This window comes from Actinomyces sp. HMT897 (assembly GCF_016626125.1).
In the GTDB taxonomy this organism is placed as follows: Bacteria; Actinomycetota; Actinomycetes; order Actinomycetales; family Actinomycetaceae; genus Actinomyces.
The window spans coordinates 501,274-518,023 of sequence record NZ_CP067336.1; the positions used below are offsets into that span (position 1 = coordinate 501,274).

At 73.3% G+C, this 16,750-nt stretch carries 12 protein-coding genes; 3 read left to right on the forward strand and 9 right to left on the reverse strand.

The window, feature by feature from the left end:
- Nucleotides 1-14 precede the first annotated feature (14 nt).
- Both JJJ15_RS02080 and nadD read right to left on the reverse strand, forming a co-directional pair.
- A complete protein-coding gene (locus JJJ15_RS02080) occupies nt 15-1,589 on the reverse strand; it encodes a hypothetical protein (protein ID WP_200511294.1) in 1,575 nt (524 codons plus the stop codon).
- Complete coding sequence (nadD, locus tag JJJ15_RS02085; protein ID WP_281433031.1) at nt 1,582-2,283, reverse strand: nicotinate-nucleotide adenylyltransferase; 702 nt, start codon at nt 2,281-2,283, stop codon at nt 1,582-1,584. Before nadD ends, JJJ15_RS02080 begins: the two co-directional genes overlap by 8 nt.
- Before the next feature lie 229 nt (nt 2,284-2,512).
- Here nadD and JJJ15_RS02090 point away from each other — a divergent pair, with 229 nt between their 5' ends.
- Nucleotides 2,513-3,289: a DeoR/GlpR family DNA-binding transcription regulator gene (locus tag JJJ15_RS02090; RefSeq protein WP_106109279.1), complete on the forward strand. Its 777-nt coding sequence runs from the start codon at nt 2,513-2,515 to the stop codon at nt 3,287-3,289.
- Nucleotides 3,290-3,341: 52 nt separating this feature from the next.
- Nucleotides 3,342-5,528 (forward strand): 1,3-beta-galactosyl-N-acetylhexosamine phosphorylase, encoded by a 2,187-nt coding sequence (gnpA, locus tag JJJ15_RS02095; protein ID WP_200511295.1) that lies wholly within the window; start codon nt 3,342-3,344, stop codon nt 5,526-5,528.
- 21 nt (nt 5,529-5,549) lie between these two features.
- On the opposite strand, the gene JJJ15_RS02100 is transcribed toward gnpA, so the two are convergent.
- The 7 genes from JJJ15_RS02100 to JJJ15_RS02130 form a co-directional block, all read right to left on the reverse strand.
- The gene (locus tag JJJ15_RS02100; RefSeq protein ID WP_200511296.1) at nt 5,550-6,641 is read right to left on the reverse strand and encodes a DUF998 domain-containing protein; all 1,092 of its coding nucleotides are present in this window, start codon (nt 6,639-6,641) and stop codon (nt 5,550-5,552) included.
- Nucleotides 6,619-7,950 carry a glutamate-5-semialdehyde dehydrogenase gene (locus tag JJJ15_RS02105; RefSeq protein ID WP_106109282.1) on the reverse strand — a complete coding sequence of 444 codons (1,332 nt, stop codon included), beginning with the start codon at nt 7,948-7,950 and terminating at the stop codon, nt 6,619-6,621. Before JJJ15_RS02105 ends, JJJ15_RS02100 begins: the two co-directional genes overlap by 23 nt.
- Before the next feature lie 192 nt (nt 7,951-8,142).
- Nucleotides 8,143-9,231, reverse strand: a complete 1,089-nt coding sequence (gene proB / locus JJJ15_RS02110) for a glutamate 5-kinase (RefSeq protein ID WP_200511883.1) — start codon at nt 9,229-9,231, stop codon at nt 8,143-8,145.
- 134 nt (nt 9,232-9,365) lie between these two features.
- Nucleotides 9,366-10,940 carry a GTPase ObgE gene (obgE, locus tag JJJ15_RS02115; RefSeq protein ID WP_200511297.1) on the reverse strand — a complete coding sequence of 525 codons (1,575 nt, stop codon included), beginning with the start codon at nt 10,938-10,940 and terminating at the stop codon, nt 9,366-9,368.
- 90 nt (nt 10,941-11,030) lie between these two features.
- Nucleotides 11,031-11,285, reverse strand: coding sequence for a 50S ribosomal protein L27 (gene rpmA / locus JJJ15_RS02120; protein WP_106109284.1), 255 nt, complete (start codon nt 11,283-11,285; stop codon nt 11,031-11,033).
- A 61-nt stretch (nt 11,286-11,346) separates the two neighbouring features.
- Nucleotides 11,347-11,655 (reverse strand): 50S ribosomal protein L21, encoded by a 309-nt coding sequence (gene rplU, locus JJJ15_RS02125; protein ID WP_246742112.1) that lies wholly within the window; start codon nt 11,653-11,655, stop codon nt 11,347-11,349.
- Between the two features lie 295 nt (nt 11,656-11,950).
- Nucleotides 11,951-14,761, reverse strand: a complete 2,811-nt coding sequence (locus JJJ15_RS02130; protein ID WP_200511298.1) for an Rne/Rng family ribonuclease — start codon at nt 14,759-14,761, stop codon at nt 11,951-11,953.
- A 481-nt stretch (nt 14,762-15,242) separates the two neighbouring features.
- Here JJJ15_RS02130 and JJJ15_RS02135 point away from each other — a divergent pair, with 481 nt between their 5' ends.
- Nucleotides 15,243-16,730 (forward strand): cytochrome ubiquinol oxidase subunit I, encoded by a 1,488-nt coding sequence (locus tag JJJ15_RS02135; protein WP_200511299.1) that lies wholly within the window; start codon nt 15,243-15,245, stop codon nt 16,728-16,730.
- The last annotated feature ends 20 nt before the right edge of the window (nt 16,731-16,750 follow it).

Below are 16,750 nucleotides of genomic sequence, written 5' to 3' on the forward strand. Positions count from 1 at the left end.
TGTGTGGTGCGGAACTAGAGGAGCAGGGGCGTGCTGACGCCCGTGGCGGCAGCGTTGCTGTCAGCCTGCGTCACGACGTACCAGGCTACCGTGCCCAGGACCAGCAGGAGGACCAGGATCAGCAGCCCGATGAGAAGGTAGTGGCCCAGCCGGGACCCGCCCTCCGGCTCGTAGCCGACCTCCAGGTTCGTGACGGACTCCTCCACGAAGGCCTCCTCGTCCGGGAAGACGGGCTCCGGTGCCGGGGCCGGTGCCGGTGCCGGGGCGGCCGCGCCCGTGGCGGCGCCCCGGGCGGCGTCCTTGCGGGCGATGCTGTCGTGCAGGGCCCTCCACTGGGGGGTCTCCAGGCCGTCGAACTCGGCGTCCACCGGCTGGACGTTCTGAAGCACCCCGGTCTCGTGGTCCACCGTGCGCACCCCCTGGACCCCTGAGGGGATCCGTACGATCGGACGCCGTGAGGGCGTGGCGGGGGCCGGGGCGGGGACACGGTCCGTCCCCGCCGACTCCGGGGCGTCGGTGGCCAGGCGGTTCATGAGGGAGCGCCGGGCGGGCACGACGGCGTCGGCGGGGTCAGCCGACTCGGCCGAGGGCGGCGAGAGGGGCACCGGCTCGTCCTGGGCCTCGGCGGCCGGCAGGAGCCCGGTGGAGACGGCGGAGATCTCCTCGATCTGGGAGTCGGAGAGCTTGGTGGCGCTGGTGGTGGCACCCACCACCTGGCTCAGGCGTCCCTTGCGCCCCGGGGTGCGCCCGGAGGTGTCCGGGGACGAGGGCGTCGGGGCGTGGTGGGTGTGGTGGGGCCTGGTGCCACGGTCCCCGGCAGCGGGGGCGGAGGACGGAGGCGCCGGCTCCCTGCGGGTGGCCATCCCGTGGCCCCCGGTAGCGGGGACGGGGGACACGGCCCGCAGCGGCTCCCAGGGCGTGGGGACCGGGCGGGACACCGGCTGCGTCCGGCCGGGTACGGGGTCCTCCTGCGCCGCCGGGCGCGCGGGCGCCTGCGCACCGGACCGCCCCGGTAGCGGGCGGGAGGCCGGGGACGGGCGGGCGGGCGAGGCCGGCCTGCGGGCCTCGCGGACGACCGGGGTGCGTCCTGTGGTGGGCACGGGGCGGGTGGACTGCTGGGTGGCGGAGGCGCGCCCGGAGACAGGCACCTGCCGGGTGGGCTGCCCCGCGGCCGGGACCGGGCGGGCGGGCGGGGCGGCCACAGGTCGCGGGGCGGGGCGGGCGGCGGGCGCCGGGCCGCCTCGGCCCGGTATCCCGGCCCGACCGCGCTCCCGAGGTGCCGGTGTCCTGGCGCCCGCGCGGGCCGACGAGGCAGGCAGGCCGCCGCCCTCCTCCAGGAGGGGGTTCTGGAGGGCCCGCGCCTCCTCGGGGGTGATCTCACCGGCGGCGACGGCCGCACGCAGGGCCTCGGCCTCCTCACGCAGGCGCTTGAGCTCCCGACGTGTCAGTAGAGGCTGCTGTCCTGTGATATATGCCTCACGTTCTGCGGCGCGCTCCGCAGCACGCTTGGCCCGCCGGCTCGAGCCGCGGCCTCCCGCTGGAGCGGCAGCGGGGCCACCAGAGTGGGCGTTGACGTCGTTGTCACTCATCGACGTTCTCCTTCCTCATGGACTGCTCCCGCGCGACACGGGCGGTCATCGACGTCACGGACGCCGTCCGTTCGGCCCTGCGGTACAGGCCGTACTTGCGAATGTATTGCACGACACCATCGGGTACGAGGTACCACACCGGGCTCCCCCGCCCGACACGCTCCCGGCAGTCGGTGGAGGAGATCGCCATGGCGGGTACCTCGACCAGGGAGACGTTCCCCGGCAGGCCGGGGTCGGTCAGGACGTGGCCGGGGCGGGTCACGCCCACCAGGTGCGCTAGGTTGAAGATCTCCTCATTGTCCTTCCATGTGAGGATCTGCGCCAGCGCGTCCGCACCGGTGATGAAGTACAGCTCCGCGCCGGGGTACTCGGCGGCGATGTCGTGCAGGGTGTCGATCGTGTAGGTGGTCCCGCCCCGGTCGATGTCCACCCGCGAGACGGTGAAGCGCGGGTTGGGGGCGGTGGCGATGACGGTCATGAGGTAGCGGTGCTCCGCCTTGGAGACCCGGCGGTCCCTCTTGAAGGGCTGGGCCCAGGTGGGCACGAAGATGACCTCGTCCAGGGCGAAGACGTCCTGGACCTCGCTGGCGACCACGAGGTGGCCGTGGTGGATGGGGTCGAAGGTGCCGCCCATAATGCCGATGCGCAGGCGACGAGAGTCGGCTGCGTCACGCTCCTGCGGGGGCTGAGGCACGTTCCCTCTCCTTGACATGTACTCGCGCGTGCGACCGGGCTCGCACTACCTACCATCCTGCCACGTCTCCTGAGTCACGTGCAGGTTACGACCTCGCCCGCGATCACGACCTATGATCTGTAATGATGCTATTATCGCCTGACCAAGCACCCGGTTGCTCATAGCGAGCGGTCCTTCAGCGTAGCTTCCACGATCTTGCCACCGCCGTCATCATCCCAAGGAGAACGAGATGACCCGTCACGAACGCCTCTCGGCCATACTCGGCATCGTCGTCGAGGAGGGCAGCATCCACATCGACGACATCATCACACGCCTGAACGTCTCCGCCGCCACCGCCCGGCGGGACCTCGACCTGCTGGCCAACCAGCAGCTCGTCACCCGTACCCGGGGCGGTGCCTACGCCAACCGTACCTCCGCCGAGCTCCCCCTGCGCTACCGGGCCTCCCGCATGGCCGACGAGAAGACCCGGATCGCCCGGGCCGCCACCGCCCTGGTCAGGGCCGGGGACACCGTCGGCCTCAACGGGGGGACCACCACCACGGAGGTCGCCCGCGAGATCGCCCTGCTGCCCGTGGGCATCGACCCCGACCGTCCGGTGACGGTCGTCACCAACGCCGTCAATATCGCCTCCGAGCTCACCGTGCGCCAGAACGTGCGCGTGGTGGTCACCGGGGGCGTGGCCCGGGCCCGCTCCTACGAGCTCACCGGGCCCCTGAGCGACCTCATCCTCCCCCGCATCTCGGTCGACACCACGTTCCTGGGCGTGGACGGCATGGACGCCACGGGGGCCTACGCCTTCCACGAGGGCGAGGCCGCCGTCAACTACGCCCTGGCCCGCGCCGCACAGCGCGTCGTGGTCGTCGCCGACCACACCAAGCTCTCCAGGAGCACCTTCGCCCTGATCTGCCGTGCCGACGAGATCAACATGCTGATCACCGACATCGGCGCCACGGAGGAGCAGCTCGCCCCCATCCGTGAGGCGGGCATCACGATCCGCCAGGTCTGAGGCCCCGCGCCGGCACCCGAACCGCACTCCCCCACCGCCCTCAAGGAGAACCATGCCCCGTACGACCGGTCGCGTCACCATGCCCATCCAGGAGGGCATTGACGACCAGATCCGTGAGCTCGCCGCCGCGCTCGGCGCCGACGCCGTACGCAACTCCGACGGCACCTGGCTGCCCGAGATCGCCTCCGAGCTCGTGGACAAGGTGTACTCCACCTACTTCCCGGCCCGCGGGGACCAGGAGTGGGCTCTGGCCCACCCCGACACCCTCGTCAACCAGTACCTCATGAGCGAGCGCGTCACCGCCACGGGCCCCGGCCCGCTGCGGATCGACGTCCTGGCCGGGTACTACCGGGAGCAGTTCCGCCCCTGCTACGAGCGCGTCGAGCGCTTCTGGGAGGTCATTGACCGCACCACCGGCCAGGTGGTGCCGGTCCCGGGCTGGGACGTGGAGGAGTCCACCGGCGTCCTGACCGTCCACGAGCCCGTCCCCTGGCACGAGTACACCGTCGGGTTCCTGGCGGACCAGGTGTGGGACACCACCCAGATGTACAACTACATCACCAACGGCTGGGGGCAGACCGACCCCACCCGCGTCAGGGAACGCCCCTACGACGTGCGCAAGGACGGGGTGTGGGAGCACGCCCGGCAGGCCCTGACCACCTGGCTCGCCGAGCACCCCGAGGTGGACGTGGTGCGCTTCACCACCTTCTTCTACCACTTCACCATCGCCTTCAACGACCAGGCCAAGGAGCGCTTCGTGGACTGGTTCGGCTACTCGGCCTCGGTGTCCCCCCAGGCCCTGGACGCCTTCGAGGCCGAGTACGGCTACGCCCTGCGGGCCGAGGACTTCGTGGACGCCGGCTACTACAACTCCCCGTTCCGGGTGCCCTCCCCCCGCTTCCGCGACTGGATGGACTTCACCAGCCGGTTCGTGGCCCGGCGGGCCAAGGAGCTGGTGGACATCACCCACGCGGCGGGCCGTGAGGCCATGATGTTCCTGGGCGACAACTGGATCGGCACCGAGCCCTACGGGGAGCACTTCGCCTCCATCGGCCTGGACGCCGTCGTGGGCAGCGCTGGCAGCGCCGCCACCACCCGTCTCATTAGCGACGTCCCGGCGGTGAGGTACACCGAGATCCGCTTCCTGCCCTACTTCTTCCCCGACGTGTTCAACCACGACGGCGGGGACCCGGTGGGCCAGGCCAACGACTCCTGGATGACCTCCCGGCGGGCCGTGGTGCGCCACCCCCTGGACCGCATGGGCTACGGCGGCTACGTCTCCCTGGCCCTGGAGTTCCCCGACTTCGTGTCACGCATTACGCAGATCGCCCAGGAGTTCCGCGACATCCACGAGTTCTCCGGCGGCCAGCGCCCCCAGGACGCGCCCGTCGTCGTCGGCGTCCTCAACCACTGGGGCGCCCTGCGCTCCTGGCAGACCCACATGGTGGCGCACGCCCTGCGCTACAAGGCCACCTACTCCTACGTCGGGGTCCTGGAGTCCCTGGCCGGCCTGCCCTTCACGGTCCGCTTCCTGGCCTTTGAGGAGGTGCTCGCCAGCGGGGTGCCCGACGACGTGGACGTGCTCGTCAACGCCGGGGCGGCGGACACCGCCTACTCCGGCGGCCCGGTCTGGGACGACCCGCGCCTGGTGGAGCTCCTGCGCTCCTGGGTGGCGGCTGGCCACGGCCTCATCGGGGTGGGTGAGCCCACCGCCTACGCCAAGGGCGGATCCTTCTTCCAGCTCTCCGACGTCCTGGGGGTGGACGAGGAGCGTCAGCTCACCCTGTCCACCGACCGCTACCCCACCATGGTGGACTCCCACCCCGTGACCGCGGACCTGTCGGGGGCCTTTGACGACGGCGAGGGCGCGGGCCACGACATCTACGCGGTGAGCCCCCGCACCCAGGTCCTGTCCTACCAGGACGGCACCGTGCGCATCGCCGCCAACGAGTTCGGGCGGGGGCGGGCGGTCTACTTCTCCGGGCTGCCCTACTCCCACGAGAACTCACGCACCCTCCAGCGCGCCCTGTACTGGGCGGCCGGGCGTGAGGACCTGGTGGAGACCTGGTGGTTCACCTCCGACACGGCCACCGAGGTGGCCTGGTACCCGGACCGGGGACGCTTCCTGGTGACGAACAACGCCTACGAGCCCGTCTCCACCACCGTCACCGGCCAGGGCCGCTCCTGGGAGCTGGAGCTGGAGCCCATGGGCTGGGCCTGGGTGGACGTGGAGGACTGAGGCCAGCCGGGCCCGGGTGCCTCACCCGGTACCCGGGCCCGACCGTGGGCGGGCGCGGCCGCGACCCTGCCGGTACAGGTCCGCGGCCACCCCCAGGCACCAGACCAGGACCACGAGCAGGTGGACACGCTGGGCCACGCCGGCCCCGCGCCCCACCAGCTCCAGGACGCCGGAGAGGACCGAGTAGACCACGGTGACCGCCAGGACCACCGGGGAGAGCCGCCGGGTCACCTGCCAGGGGCCCCGGGCCGGGGTGCCGCGGGTAGCCAGGAAGGCGCCGAGGTGCACCGCCACCCAGGCCGCGCCCACCACAATGGAGGCGGCCTCGTGGACGTGGTGCCTTAGGGACGTGTGCTGGGCCAGGTGGGCCTGGCAGGAGCTCAGGGAGAGCGCGCAGTCCATGGGGGCGGCGGCGTCCACCAGGGTGGCGGTGGCGGTCACCACCAGCCCGCCCCACCACAGCCACCAGCCCCACCGGGTCCACCCCCGCCGACACCGGGCCAGGGCGTGCCATCCCCCCGCCTGCGGGGGGCCGCCGGCGCCCGGGGAGGGGTGGTCCGGGCGGGCGGCGCCGTCCCACCGCGCCGGAGCGGCGCCGCATCCGGGATCCCTGCCAGCCACACGATCCGTGCCGTCCCGCCGCGCCGGGGCGGTGCCGGGCAGCGGGCGCAGGACCGCCAGGCAGGCCAGGAGGCACAGGAGGGCGAAGGTGACGTCCCCGGCACGGGCCGCCGCCGCCGTGGGGCGCCCCGTGGCGGCCAGCTCGGAGACGTAGGCGTCGCGGACGGACAGGCCCGAGGTCCACATGGGGGGCAGCAGCCACAGCGAGTAGGCCAGGGCGGCCAGGGTGAGCAGGACCGCACTGGTGCGCAGGCGCCGGGGGGCGCGCGGCGCGGTCCGGCCGTCCTCGGGCTCCCCGCCCGGTGCCGTACCGGGGTCCCGGTCCCCGCAGGCCCAGGGGGTATCGGCCCTTCGCCCGGGGCGCGCCCGACGACGAGGGCCGCAGGAACGCGGGAGTCCTGCGTCGGCCCCCCGACGTCCGGGGCGGGCGTCCCCGGCTCCGGCCCGCGCGTCCCCGGCTCCGGGACACTCAGGGACGGATATGCCCGTCACCCTGGACGATCCACATGGTGCTGGTCAGGGCCTCCAGGCCCATGGGGCCGCGGGCGTGGAGCTTCTGGGTGGAGATGCCCAGCTCGGCACCCAGGCCCAGCGCCCCGCCGTCGGTGAACCGGGTGGAGGCGTTGACCATGACCACCGCGCTGTCCACCCCCGCGACGAAGGCGTTGACCACCCGCACGTCCCGGGCCAGGACGGCCTCGGTGTGCCCGGTGCCGTAGGCGCGCACGTGCTCCACGGCGGCGTCCACGTCCGGTACCACGCGCACGGCCAGGTCCAGGGAGCCGTACTCGGTGGCCCAGTCCTCCTGACCGGCCTCCGCGAGCAGGTCCTCACGCCCCCGGGCCGCCTCGGCCAGGACGGCGCGGGCGGCGGCGTCGGCGTGCAGGGTGGTGCCCGCCTCCCACAGGGCCGCGGCGGCGGCAGGCAGGTAGTCCCCGGCCACCGCCTGGTGGACCAGGAGGGTCTCGGCGGCGTTGCACACCCCCACCCGCTGGGTCTTGGCGTTGACCACGACGTCCACGGCCTGGGCCAGGTCGGCCGAGGCGTCCACGTAGACGTGGCAGTTGCCCGACCCGGTCTCAATGACCGGGACGGTGGACTCCTCCACCACCGTGCGTATGAGCCCCGCCCCGCCCCGGGGCACCAGGACGTCAATGAGGCCGTGGGCGCGCATGAGGGCCCGGGCGCCCTGCCGCCCGGCGGCGTCGATACTGGACACCAGGTCCTCCCCCAGGCCCACCGAGGCCAGGGCCGAGCGCAGGGCCGCGACAATGGCGGCGTTGGAGTCCCGCGCGGCGGAGCCCCCACGCAGGACGACGGCGTTGCCGGACCTGACCGCCAGGCCCGCCACGTCCGCGGTGACGTTGGGACGGGCCTCGTAGACCATGCCGACCACCCCCAGGGGCACCCGGACGCGGCGCACCTCCAGGCCGTTGGGCAGACGTCGGCCGTCAACGACCTGCCCCACCGGGTCGGGCAGGGTGGTGAGCTCCTCCAGGGCCCCGGCGACCCCCTCCAGGCGGGTGGTGCTCAGGGCCAGGCGGTCCACGAGACCCTCCCTCATGCCGGCGGCTCGGGCCCGCTCCACGTCGGCGGCGTTGGCGGCCAGGACGTCCGGGGCCCGGTCGCGCAGCGTCCGCGCCATGGCCTCCAGGGCCCGGTCCTTGAGCTCCGTGGTGGCCGCGGCCAGGGGCCTCTGGGCGGCGCGGGCGGCCCGGGCGACCCGGGTCACCAGGGCGGTGGCGTCAGCCCCGACGCCGTCGGGCACCTGGGAGCTCGGATCCGTCTGTGTCTGCGTCATGACCCCACTCTACACAGCCCCCTGGGGCGGCCCCCGCCAGAGCCGACCCGGGCGGCGTCGCGGGCGGGTGCCTGCGGGCGCGCGGTGCCCGACGCCGGCGCCGGCGTCCTCGTAGCAGGGGCGCACCACGGGCTCGTCGGCCCTTCGCCGGCGCCGGTGCAGGAGCCCTGGGTGAGGGGCCCGGCACGGGGCTCAGGGGATCCGGGGCAGCTCGGCCAGGTCGTCACGGTGGACCACGGGGGCCACGTGCTCGGGCACCGCGCACCGCGAGCCCCGCAGCGCCAGCACCTCGGCGACCTCGGCCGCCGCGTAGCGGCAGACGCCGCGCGCCACCGGGCCCCGGGGGCCGACGACCTCGACCACCGCCCCGGCCTCGAAGTCGCCGTCGACCCCCGTGACCCCGGGCAGCAGGAGGGACTTCTTGCCCACTGTCAGGGCCCGGGACGCCCCGGCGTCGACCAGCAGGCGCCCCTCGGGCACGGAGGCGTAGGCCATCCACAGGCGTCGGCTGGGGCGGTGCGGGCCGGTGGGGGCCAGCCAGGTCCCCAGGTCGTCCGGGAGGGCGGAGCCGCCCAGGAGGGGCACGGCGTCGTCGGCCCGGGCGATGAGGGTGGCGGTTCCGCAGGCGCAGGCGATGGCGGCCGCCTGGACCTTGGTGCGCATACCCCCCGTGCCCAGGGCCGAGCCCCTGTCGGAGACATCCACGCCCGCCAGGTCGGCGCCGCCGGCCACGTAGCGCAGGGGGCGGGCCCCGGGGGTCCCGGGCCGGGCCGTCCACACCCCGTCCACGTCGGTCAGCAGGACCAGGACGTCGGCGGTGACCAGGTGGGAGACGAGGGCCGCCAGGCGGTCGTTGTCCCCGAGGCTGAACTCGGTGGTGGCCACCGCGTCGTTCTCGTTGACTATGGGCACGGCCCCCATGGTCAGCAGGGCGTCGAAGGTGGCCCGCACGGTGCGGTAGTGACTGCGTACGGCCACGTCCTGGGCGGTGAGCAGCACCTGGGCGGCCACGGTCCCGTAGGCGCTCATGGCCGTCTGCCAGCTGGCGACCAGGCGCCCCTGCCCCACCGAGGCGGCCGCCTGGAGCAGACGCAGCTCCGTGGGACGGCGCTCCATGCCCAGGGCGGGCAGGCCCGCGGCCACGGCCCCGGAGGAGACCAGGACCACGTCGTGCCCGCGGTGCCGCAGGCTGGCAATGAGACGGGTCAGGACGTCAATGCGGTTAAGGTCCAGCCCGCCGTCGTCACGGGTCAGGGAGGAGGAGCCGATCTTGAGGACCACCCGGGCCCCTGACGGCAGGCGGGCAGGCCGCCCCGGGCCCGCAGGCTGTGGGCCAGCCTGCCGGTCCGCCCCGCCGGGGGCCTCGGCCCCGTGGCCCACGGCCAGCTTCCCGGGACGCTCGACGCCGCCCACGCTCACACCCCGTCCGTCTCGTCCCAGGCCCCTGGGTCGGTCCACAGGCCCTGCTCGGCCTCCTCGCGCAGCTCGGCCCGGGCGGCCTCCTTGGCGTCCATCCACCGGTGGTAGGCCGCCCGACGCTCCGTGTTGGTACGGCGGTGGTAGTCCTCCACCCGCGTATCGGTTCCCCGGGCGCCCAGGAGCTCGGCGCCGGTGGTCACGGTGGGCTCCCAGGTGAAGAGCACCCCCCCGTCCAGCTCGCCAATGAGCACGGGGTCGCCGGCGTGGGCCCCCGCCCGCACCAGCTCCTCCTCGACCCCGGCGGCGGCCAGGCGGTCGGCGAGGTAGCCGACGGCCTCGTTGTTGGCGAAGTCGGTCTGGAGGACCCAGCGCTCGGGCCGCTCCCCGCGCACCTGGTAGACGTGGCCCTCCACGGGGTGGCCCACGCGCCGGACGGTGGCGACGGGCTCCTTGGCACGCCGTCCCACGGAGGCGGGGCGGATAACAGGGCGCTGGGCGCAGGCGGCCTCGTGGGCGGCGGCGTCCTGGCGGGCCCGCTCCACCAGGGAGGCCAGGGCGAAGGACAGCTCACGCAGGCCTGTGCGGGCCACCGCCGAGACGGCGTGGACCGGCAGGCCGCGGGCCTCCAGGTCGGGGGTGACGAACTCGGCCATCTCGGCGGCGTCGGGGACGTCCACCTTGTTGAGCACCACCACCCGGGGACGCTCCATGAGGGGGAGGCGCCCGGTGCGCTCCGGGTCGTTCTCCTCCCCCAGGCGCTGGGCGTAGGCGGCCAGCTCGGCCTCGATGGTGTCCAGGTCGCTGAGGGGATCCCGGTCCGGCTCCAGGGTGGCGCAGTCCAGCACGTGGACGATGACGGCGCAGCGCTCCACGTGGCGCAGGAACTCCAGCCCCAGCCCCTTGCCGGTACTGGCCCCGGGGATGAGGCCGGGCACGTCGGCAATGGTGTAGCGCACCTGCCCGGCCTCGACCACCCCGAGGTTGGGCACCAGGGTGGTGAAGGGGTAGTCGGCGATCTTGGGGCGGGCGGCGCTCATGGCGGCGATGAGGGAGGACTTGCCGGAGCTGGGGTAGCCCACCAGGGCCACGTCCGCGATGCTCTTGAGCTCCAGGGTGACGTCACGCACCTGGCCGGGCAGGCCCAGGAGGTGGAACCCGGGGGCCTTGCGCCGGGAGGAGGCCAGGGAGAAGTTCCCCCGCCCCCCGGTACCGCCCTGGGCCACCACGACCTGGTCCCCGCCCTGGAGGAGGTCGGCCAGGACCTGCCCCTGGTCGTCCTTGACCACGGTGCCCTCGGGCACGGGCAGGACCAGGTCCTGGCCGTCCGTACCGCGCCGCCAGCCGCCCATGCCGGGGGTGCCGGACCCGGCCCGCCGGTGGGGTGAGCGGTGGTAGCTCAGCAGGGTGCTGGTGCGTGGGTCGGCCACGAGGGTGACCGACCCGCCGTGCCCGCCGTCGCCGCCGTCGGGACCGGCCAGGGGTCTGAACTTCTCACGGTGGACGGAGGTGCAGCCGTCGCCGCCGGCCCCGCCGCGGGCGTGGAGGACGACGCGGTCGATAAAGGTGGGCATGTGGGTCTCCTGTGGGGTGGGGGGCGGCCTACAGCACGAGGGCGGACGGCTACGGCCGTCCGCCCTCAGGGTCTGCGGGGCGCAGGAGGCTCAGGCCCCGGTCCGAACGTTGACGACCTTGCGGCCGCGGTGGGTACCGAACTCGACGCTGCCGGCGACCTTGGCGAACAGGGTGTCGTCGTTGCCGCGGCCCACGTTGAGGCCGGGGTGGAAGTGGGTTCCACGCTGACGGACAAGGATCTCGCCGGCCTTGACGACCTGGCCGCCGAAGCGCTTGACACCGAGGCGCTGGGCGTTCGAGTCACGACCGTTGCGGGAGGAGCCGAGGCCCTTCTTGTGTGCCATGGTGAGGCTTCTTTCTTCTCGTGCGGGAGCGTTCAGGACGCCGGGCTAAGACGCCGGGAGGTCACTTGATGGCGGTGACCCTGACGGCCGTGAGCTGAGCGCGGTGGCCCTGGCGCTTGCGGAAGCCGGTCTTGTTCTTGAACTTCAGGATACGGATCTTGGGGCCCTTCTCCTCACCGACGATCTCGGCGGTGACACGGGCCCTGGCCAGGTCGGCAGCGGTGGCGGTGACCTTGTCGCCGTCCACCAGCATGACGGGGGCGAGGTTGACCTCGTCACCGACCTGACCGGCGAGCTTGTCGACGACCACGACGTCGCCGACGGAGACCTTCTCCTGACGGCCGCCGGCCTTGACGATCGCGTAGACCACTTGTTGCTCAATTCTGTCGAGTGCGTCTCAGACCGCCACGACCTCGGCCCGGACGGGCAGGAGGGCGATCTCCTGGGCAATGGTGCGCGAGGCACCGGCAGACAACTCTAGGGGATGTCCGGCCGGGGGCCAACCTCGGGGGCAAGCGGGTGCCTGTGTTATTCCGCACGCCAGCGCGGTGGCCCCGCCGCGTTAGGCACGGGGCGGCTACGGGCCGTGAGCCACTCCGTCAGGATCCGCGGGCCGGCGTCGGGCACGGGGGCGCCCCCGTGCCCGACGCCGGCACCCATCCCGGTCAGGCGTCGGAGTCCTCCTTGGCCTCGTGGGCGTGCTCAGCGGCGGCGGCGATCTGGGCCAGGGCGCCGCGTACGGCGGCACGGGCCTCGTCGTGCTCGGGGGCCGGTGCGGCCTCCGCCTGCCCCGGCGTATCACCGGCGTCCTCGGCCTCTTGGGGGGCCTCCTCCTTGGCTGCCTTCCTGGCCGCCTTGGCGGCGCCCTTGGTCTTCCTGGGGCCCTCGGAGCGGGACCGGCGAGGGCGCCGCTCGGCGGAGCGCGAGGCCGAGGCGGACATGTCCACCTGCTGGTTCTCCACCGGGGCGTCGTGGACGATAAAGCCCCGGCCGCCGCAGCACTCGCACGGGGTGGAGAAGGCCTCCACGAGCCCCTGACCCACCCGCTTGCGGGTCATCTGGACCAGGCCCAGGGACGTGACCTCGGTGACCTGGTGGCGGGTGCGGTCCCGGCCCAGGCACTCCACCAGCCGGCGCAGGACCAGGTCCCGGTTGGACTCCAGGACCATGTCCACGAAGTCGATGACCACCATGCCGCCGATGTCGCGCAGCCTCAGCTGGCGCACGATCTCCTCGGCGGCCTCCAGGTTGTTGCGGGTGACGGTCTCCTCCAGGGTGCCCCCGGCCCCCGTGAAGCGGCCGGTGTTGACGTCGATGACCGTCATGGCCTCGGTGCGGTCAATGACCAGGGTCCCGCCGCTGGGCAGCCACACCTTGCGGTCGAAGCCCTTGGCGAGCTGCTCGTCAATGCGGTGGGCGGTGAAGACGTCCTCGGGATCCACCCAGTGCTCGAGACGCTCCACCAGGTCCGGGCTGAGGTCGGAGACGTACTCGCTAATGGTGCGCCAGGCCTCCGGGCCGGAGACGATGAGCTTGCGGAAGTCCTCGTTGAAGACGTCACGCACCACGCGCAGGGCCAGCTCGGGCTCGCCCTTGAGGAGGGCCGGCGCCTTGGCGGAGCCCCTGAAGATGGACTGGGACCTCTTGTCAATGGTCCTCCACTGCTTGAGGAGCCGCTCGACGTCGGCCCCCAGCTGCTCCTCGCTGGCGCCCTCGGCGGCGGTGCGCACAATGACGCCGGCGTCGTCGGGGACGACCTTCTTGAGGATCTTCTTCAGGCGCGCCCTCTCGGTGTCGGGGAGCTTGCGGGAGATGCCGGTCATGGTGCCCCCGGGCACCAGCACCAGGTAGCGGCCCGCCAGGGTGACCTGGCTGGTCAGGCGGGCGCCCTTGTGCCCGATCGGGTCCTTGGTGACCTGCACCAGGACGGGGTCGCCGCTGGAGAGGGCGTCCTCGATACGGCGCGGCCTGCCCTCCATGCCAGCAGCGTCCCAGTTGACCTCGCCGGCGTACAGGACGGCGTTGCGCCCCTTGCCCAGGTCCACGAAGGCGGCCTCCATGGAGGGCAGGACGTTCTGGACCCGCCCGACGTAGACGTTGCCCACCATGGAGGACTGGGTGCGCCGCGCCACGTAGTGCTCCACCAGGAGGCCGTCCTCCAGCACGGCGATCTGGTTGAGGCCGTCGACCTCCCGGACGATCATCTGCCGGTCCACGGACTCGCGCCGGGCCAGGAACTCGGCCTCGGTGACGATGGGCCGGTGCCGTCCCGCGGCCCGCCCCTCCCGGCGGCGCTGGCGCTTGGCCTCCAGGCGGGTGGATCCCTTCAGGGCGGTCACCTCGTCACGCACGTCCCGTCCACGCGCCTCCCGGGCGTCGGAACGGGACCGGGAGCGCCGTCGCCGCCGACGTGTGGACGAGGTCGGCTCGGCCTCGGGCGTCTCGACCGCCTGGGCGTCCTCCTCGCCGTCCGGCTCGCCCTGACCGGTCTGCTCGGGGGCCTCGGCGCCCTGCCCCCGGGAGCGCCGACCCCGTCCGCCGCGGCGGCGCCTGCGGCGGGCGGTCCCCTCCTCCGGGACGTCGGCCTCCTCCGGGGCGGGGCCGGCCTGGTCGGGGGCCTCACCGGCCTGGTCGGGGGCCTGGGGGGCGGTGGCGGCCGCGGCGGCCTTACGACGGCGGCGCGTGCGACCACGGGGCCCCGCGCCCTTGGCGGTGCCCTCACCGCCAGCGTCCCCGCCGTCAGCCTCCCGGCCGCCAGCGTCCTGGTCGGCCTGGGCGTCCTCCTGGGGAGGGTCCTGCGCGGCCCGGGGGGCCGGCGCGGTGGCGGCCGCGGTGGCCTTGCGCCGGCGACGGGCCCGGGAGGGGTCGGGGACCTGGAAGAGCAGGGAGGCCGCTGGCAGGTGCAGGACGGCCTCGGGCTCCTGGTCCGGATCCGTGGGGGAACCAGGCGCCTCGGGGTCCTGGTCGGGGCCGGGCCCCTGGTCCGCTGCCCGGGGACCGGTCCCCTCGTCCTGGGTGGGGGCATCGTCCTGGTCGTCCTGGTCGGGGGCCTCGTCCTGGGTGGGGTCCTGGTCCTGGTCGCTGACCTGGACACCGGTCTGGTCGGGGGCCTGGGGGGCGGGCTCGGGGGCGGTGGCGGCCGCGGTGGCCTTGCGCCGGCGGCGGGGCTGGCGGCCCGGCGCCTCCCGGGGCGAGTAGTCCTCGGCCTGGTCCTCCCGGGTGGCGGCCGTCTGTCCCCCGGCCGGGGAGGCGGTCGGCTCAGGGGCTGGTGCCGGGTCGGCGTCCTGGGCGGCGTCCGGGTCCTGGGCGGGGCCGGCGGGGCCCTGGGTCAGGTCCTGGTCGGGGGCCTGGGGGGCGGGCTCGGGGGCGGTGGCGGCCGCGGTGGCCTTGCGCCGACGCCTTGGGGCACGGGCAGTGGGCTGTTCCGCCGTCTCCTGGGGCTCCTCGGGCGTGGTCGTCTGTCCAGTGGGTGCCATATGGGGGCTCTACTCTCCGGGCGTCCGCGACGCCGTCGTACCACCGGCGCCGCGGCGCGGTCGTTGCTCCGCGGGTGACGGAGCAGAAAGTCTGTGCGCGCACGGTGGCGCCGGCCCGCGGGTACCCGCGCAACCAGGACTGCGGCAACGCTCTGGGCGGCGCAAGGCTCCTGGTCGGGGTGTCCCGCAGGGGTCGGGCCCCTGCACCGGTACGAGGCGCGGAGGGCCGGCGCCATCTTCTCACAGGTAGCCACCCGCCCCGTCCCCCGTCCCCGGGCCGACGGGCCGGTATCGCTGTAGGCGCAGGCGGCGCCAGCGACAGCACAGTGAAAGATGTGTCACATCCTGGACGTCACCTGCGAGGGGACCCGGTTTTTGCGACACCCTGTCATCCTGTGGCAGTACACTCCGCCTATATATCCCTGACCTAGGTCATGGACCTACCTATCAGTCTTATAGTCGTCCTCGAAAGGTGGCGTCGATGGTCCACGTACCCCTGGCGCTGGACTCCCTCGACCTGGCTCGATGGCAGTTCGGCATCACGACCGTCTACCACTTCTTCCTCGTCCCCCTGACCATCGGCCTGGCCCCGCTGGTGGCGGCCATGGAGAGCCTGTGGCTGCGCACGAGGAACCCGCAGTGGCTCACGGCGACCAAGTTCTTCGGCAAGCTCTTCCTCATCAACTTCGCCCTGGGGGTGGCCACCGGCATCGTCCAGGAGTTCCAGTTCGGCATGAACTGGTCGGAGTACTCCCGCTTCGTGGGCAACATCTTCGGCGCGCCGCTGGCCTTCGAGGCGCTCCTGGCCTTCTTTATGGAGTCCACCTTCCTGGGCCTGTGGCTCTTCGGCTGGGACCGCCTCTCCCCCCGGCTCCACAACGCCTGCATCTGGATGGTGGCCCTGGGCGTGAACTTCTCCGCCCTGTTCATCCTGGCCGCCAACTCCTGGATGCAGCACCCCGTGGGAGCCGTCGTCAACCCCACCACCGGGCGCGCCGAGCTCGACGGCGTGGGCGGGTTCGTTCAGATCCTCACCTCCGAGCTGACCTGGGTCACCTTCGGGCACGTGGTCACCACCGCCTTCCTCGTGGCCGGCACCGTCATGATGGGCGTGTCGGTGTGGTGGATGGTCAGGGCCTCCCGCGCCGGGCAGGAGGTCGAGGCCCGGTCCCTGTGGCGGCGTACCGCCCGCCTGGGCGCCTGGGTCATGCTGGTGGCCGGGGTCCTGGTGGTGGGTACCGGGCACGTGCAGGGGCAGCTCGTGGCCAGGGAGCAGCCCGCCAAGATGGCCGCCGCCGAGGCCCTGTGCGAGACCACGGCGGGGGCGGGCTTCTCCGCCATGGCCTTCGGCAGCTGCGAGGACGGCGTCGTCCACCTCATTGAGGTCCCCGGCGTCTACTCCTTCATGGCCACCAACGACCCGGGCGCCACCATGCCCGGCCTGAGCGACCTCCAGGACAGCTACGCCAGGGCCTACGGTGCCACCGACACCGCCGGGAACCCCGTTGACTACACCCCTGACGTCATGGTCACCTTCTGGTCCTTCCGCATGATGATCGGCCTGGGCACGGTGTCCGTGGGGGTGGGGGCGGTTATCCTCTGGCTCAGCCGCAGGGACCGTCTCATCACCGCCAGGCCGTGGGCCCGGGTGGCGCTGTGGACCATGCCGCTGCCATTCATAGCCGCCTCCTTCGGGTGGATCTTCACCGAGATGGGACGCCAGCCCTGGGTGGTCGTCCCCAACCTGGCCGACCCCACCTCCATGGTCCACATGCTCACCGCCGACGGCGTCTCCAGGGTGGTCTCCTCAGCCACCGTCCTGGCCTCGATGGTCGTCTTCACCCTCCTGTACGCGGGCCTGGGCGTCGTCTGGCTGCTCCTCTTCCGCCGCTACGTCCGTGAGGGCGTACGCACCCCCGTGAGGAAGGACGACGGCGAGGTCGCCCCCGGCCTGTCCTTCGCCTACTGACCAGGGAAGCACAAGGAAAC

Bases quoted from the DNA above. Each gene is read 5' to 3' on its own strand.
- JJJ15_RS02090 (WP_106109279.1), top strand. From the start codon at position 2,513: ATGACCCGTCACGAACGCCTCTCGGCCATACTCGGCATCGTCGTCGAG.
- JJJ15_RS02130 (WP_200511298.1), bottom strand. From the start codon at position 14,761: ATGGCACCCACTGGACAGACGACCACGCCCGAGGAGCCCCAGGAGACG.
- JJJ15_RS02105 (WP_106109282.1), bottom strand. From the start codon at position 7,950: ATGACGCAGACACAGACGGATCCGAGCTCCCAGGTGCCCGACGGCGTC.
- obgE (WP_200511297.1), bottom strand. From the start codon at position 10,940: ATGCCCACCTTTATCGACCGCGTCGTCCTCCACGCCCGCGGCGGGGCC.
- rpmA (WP_106109284.1), bottom strand. From the start codon at position 11,285: ATGGCACACAAGAAGGGCCTCGGCTCCTCCCGCAACGGTCGTGACTCG.
- gnpA (WP_200511295.1), top strand. From the start codon at position 3,342: ATGCCCCGTACGACCGGTCGCGTCACCATGCCCATCCAGGAGGGCATT.
- JJJ15_RS02080 (WP_200511294.1), bottom strand. From the start codon at position 1,589: ATGAGTGACAACGACGTCAACGCCCACTCTGGTGGCCCCGCTGCCGCT.
- JJJ15_RS02135 (WP_200511299.1), top strand. From the start codon at position 15,243: ATGGTCCACGTACCCCTGGCGCTGGACTCCCTCGACCTGGCTCGATGG.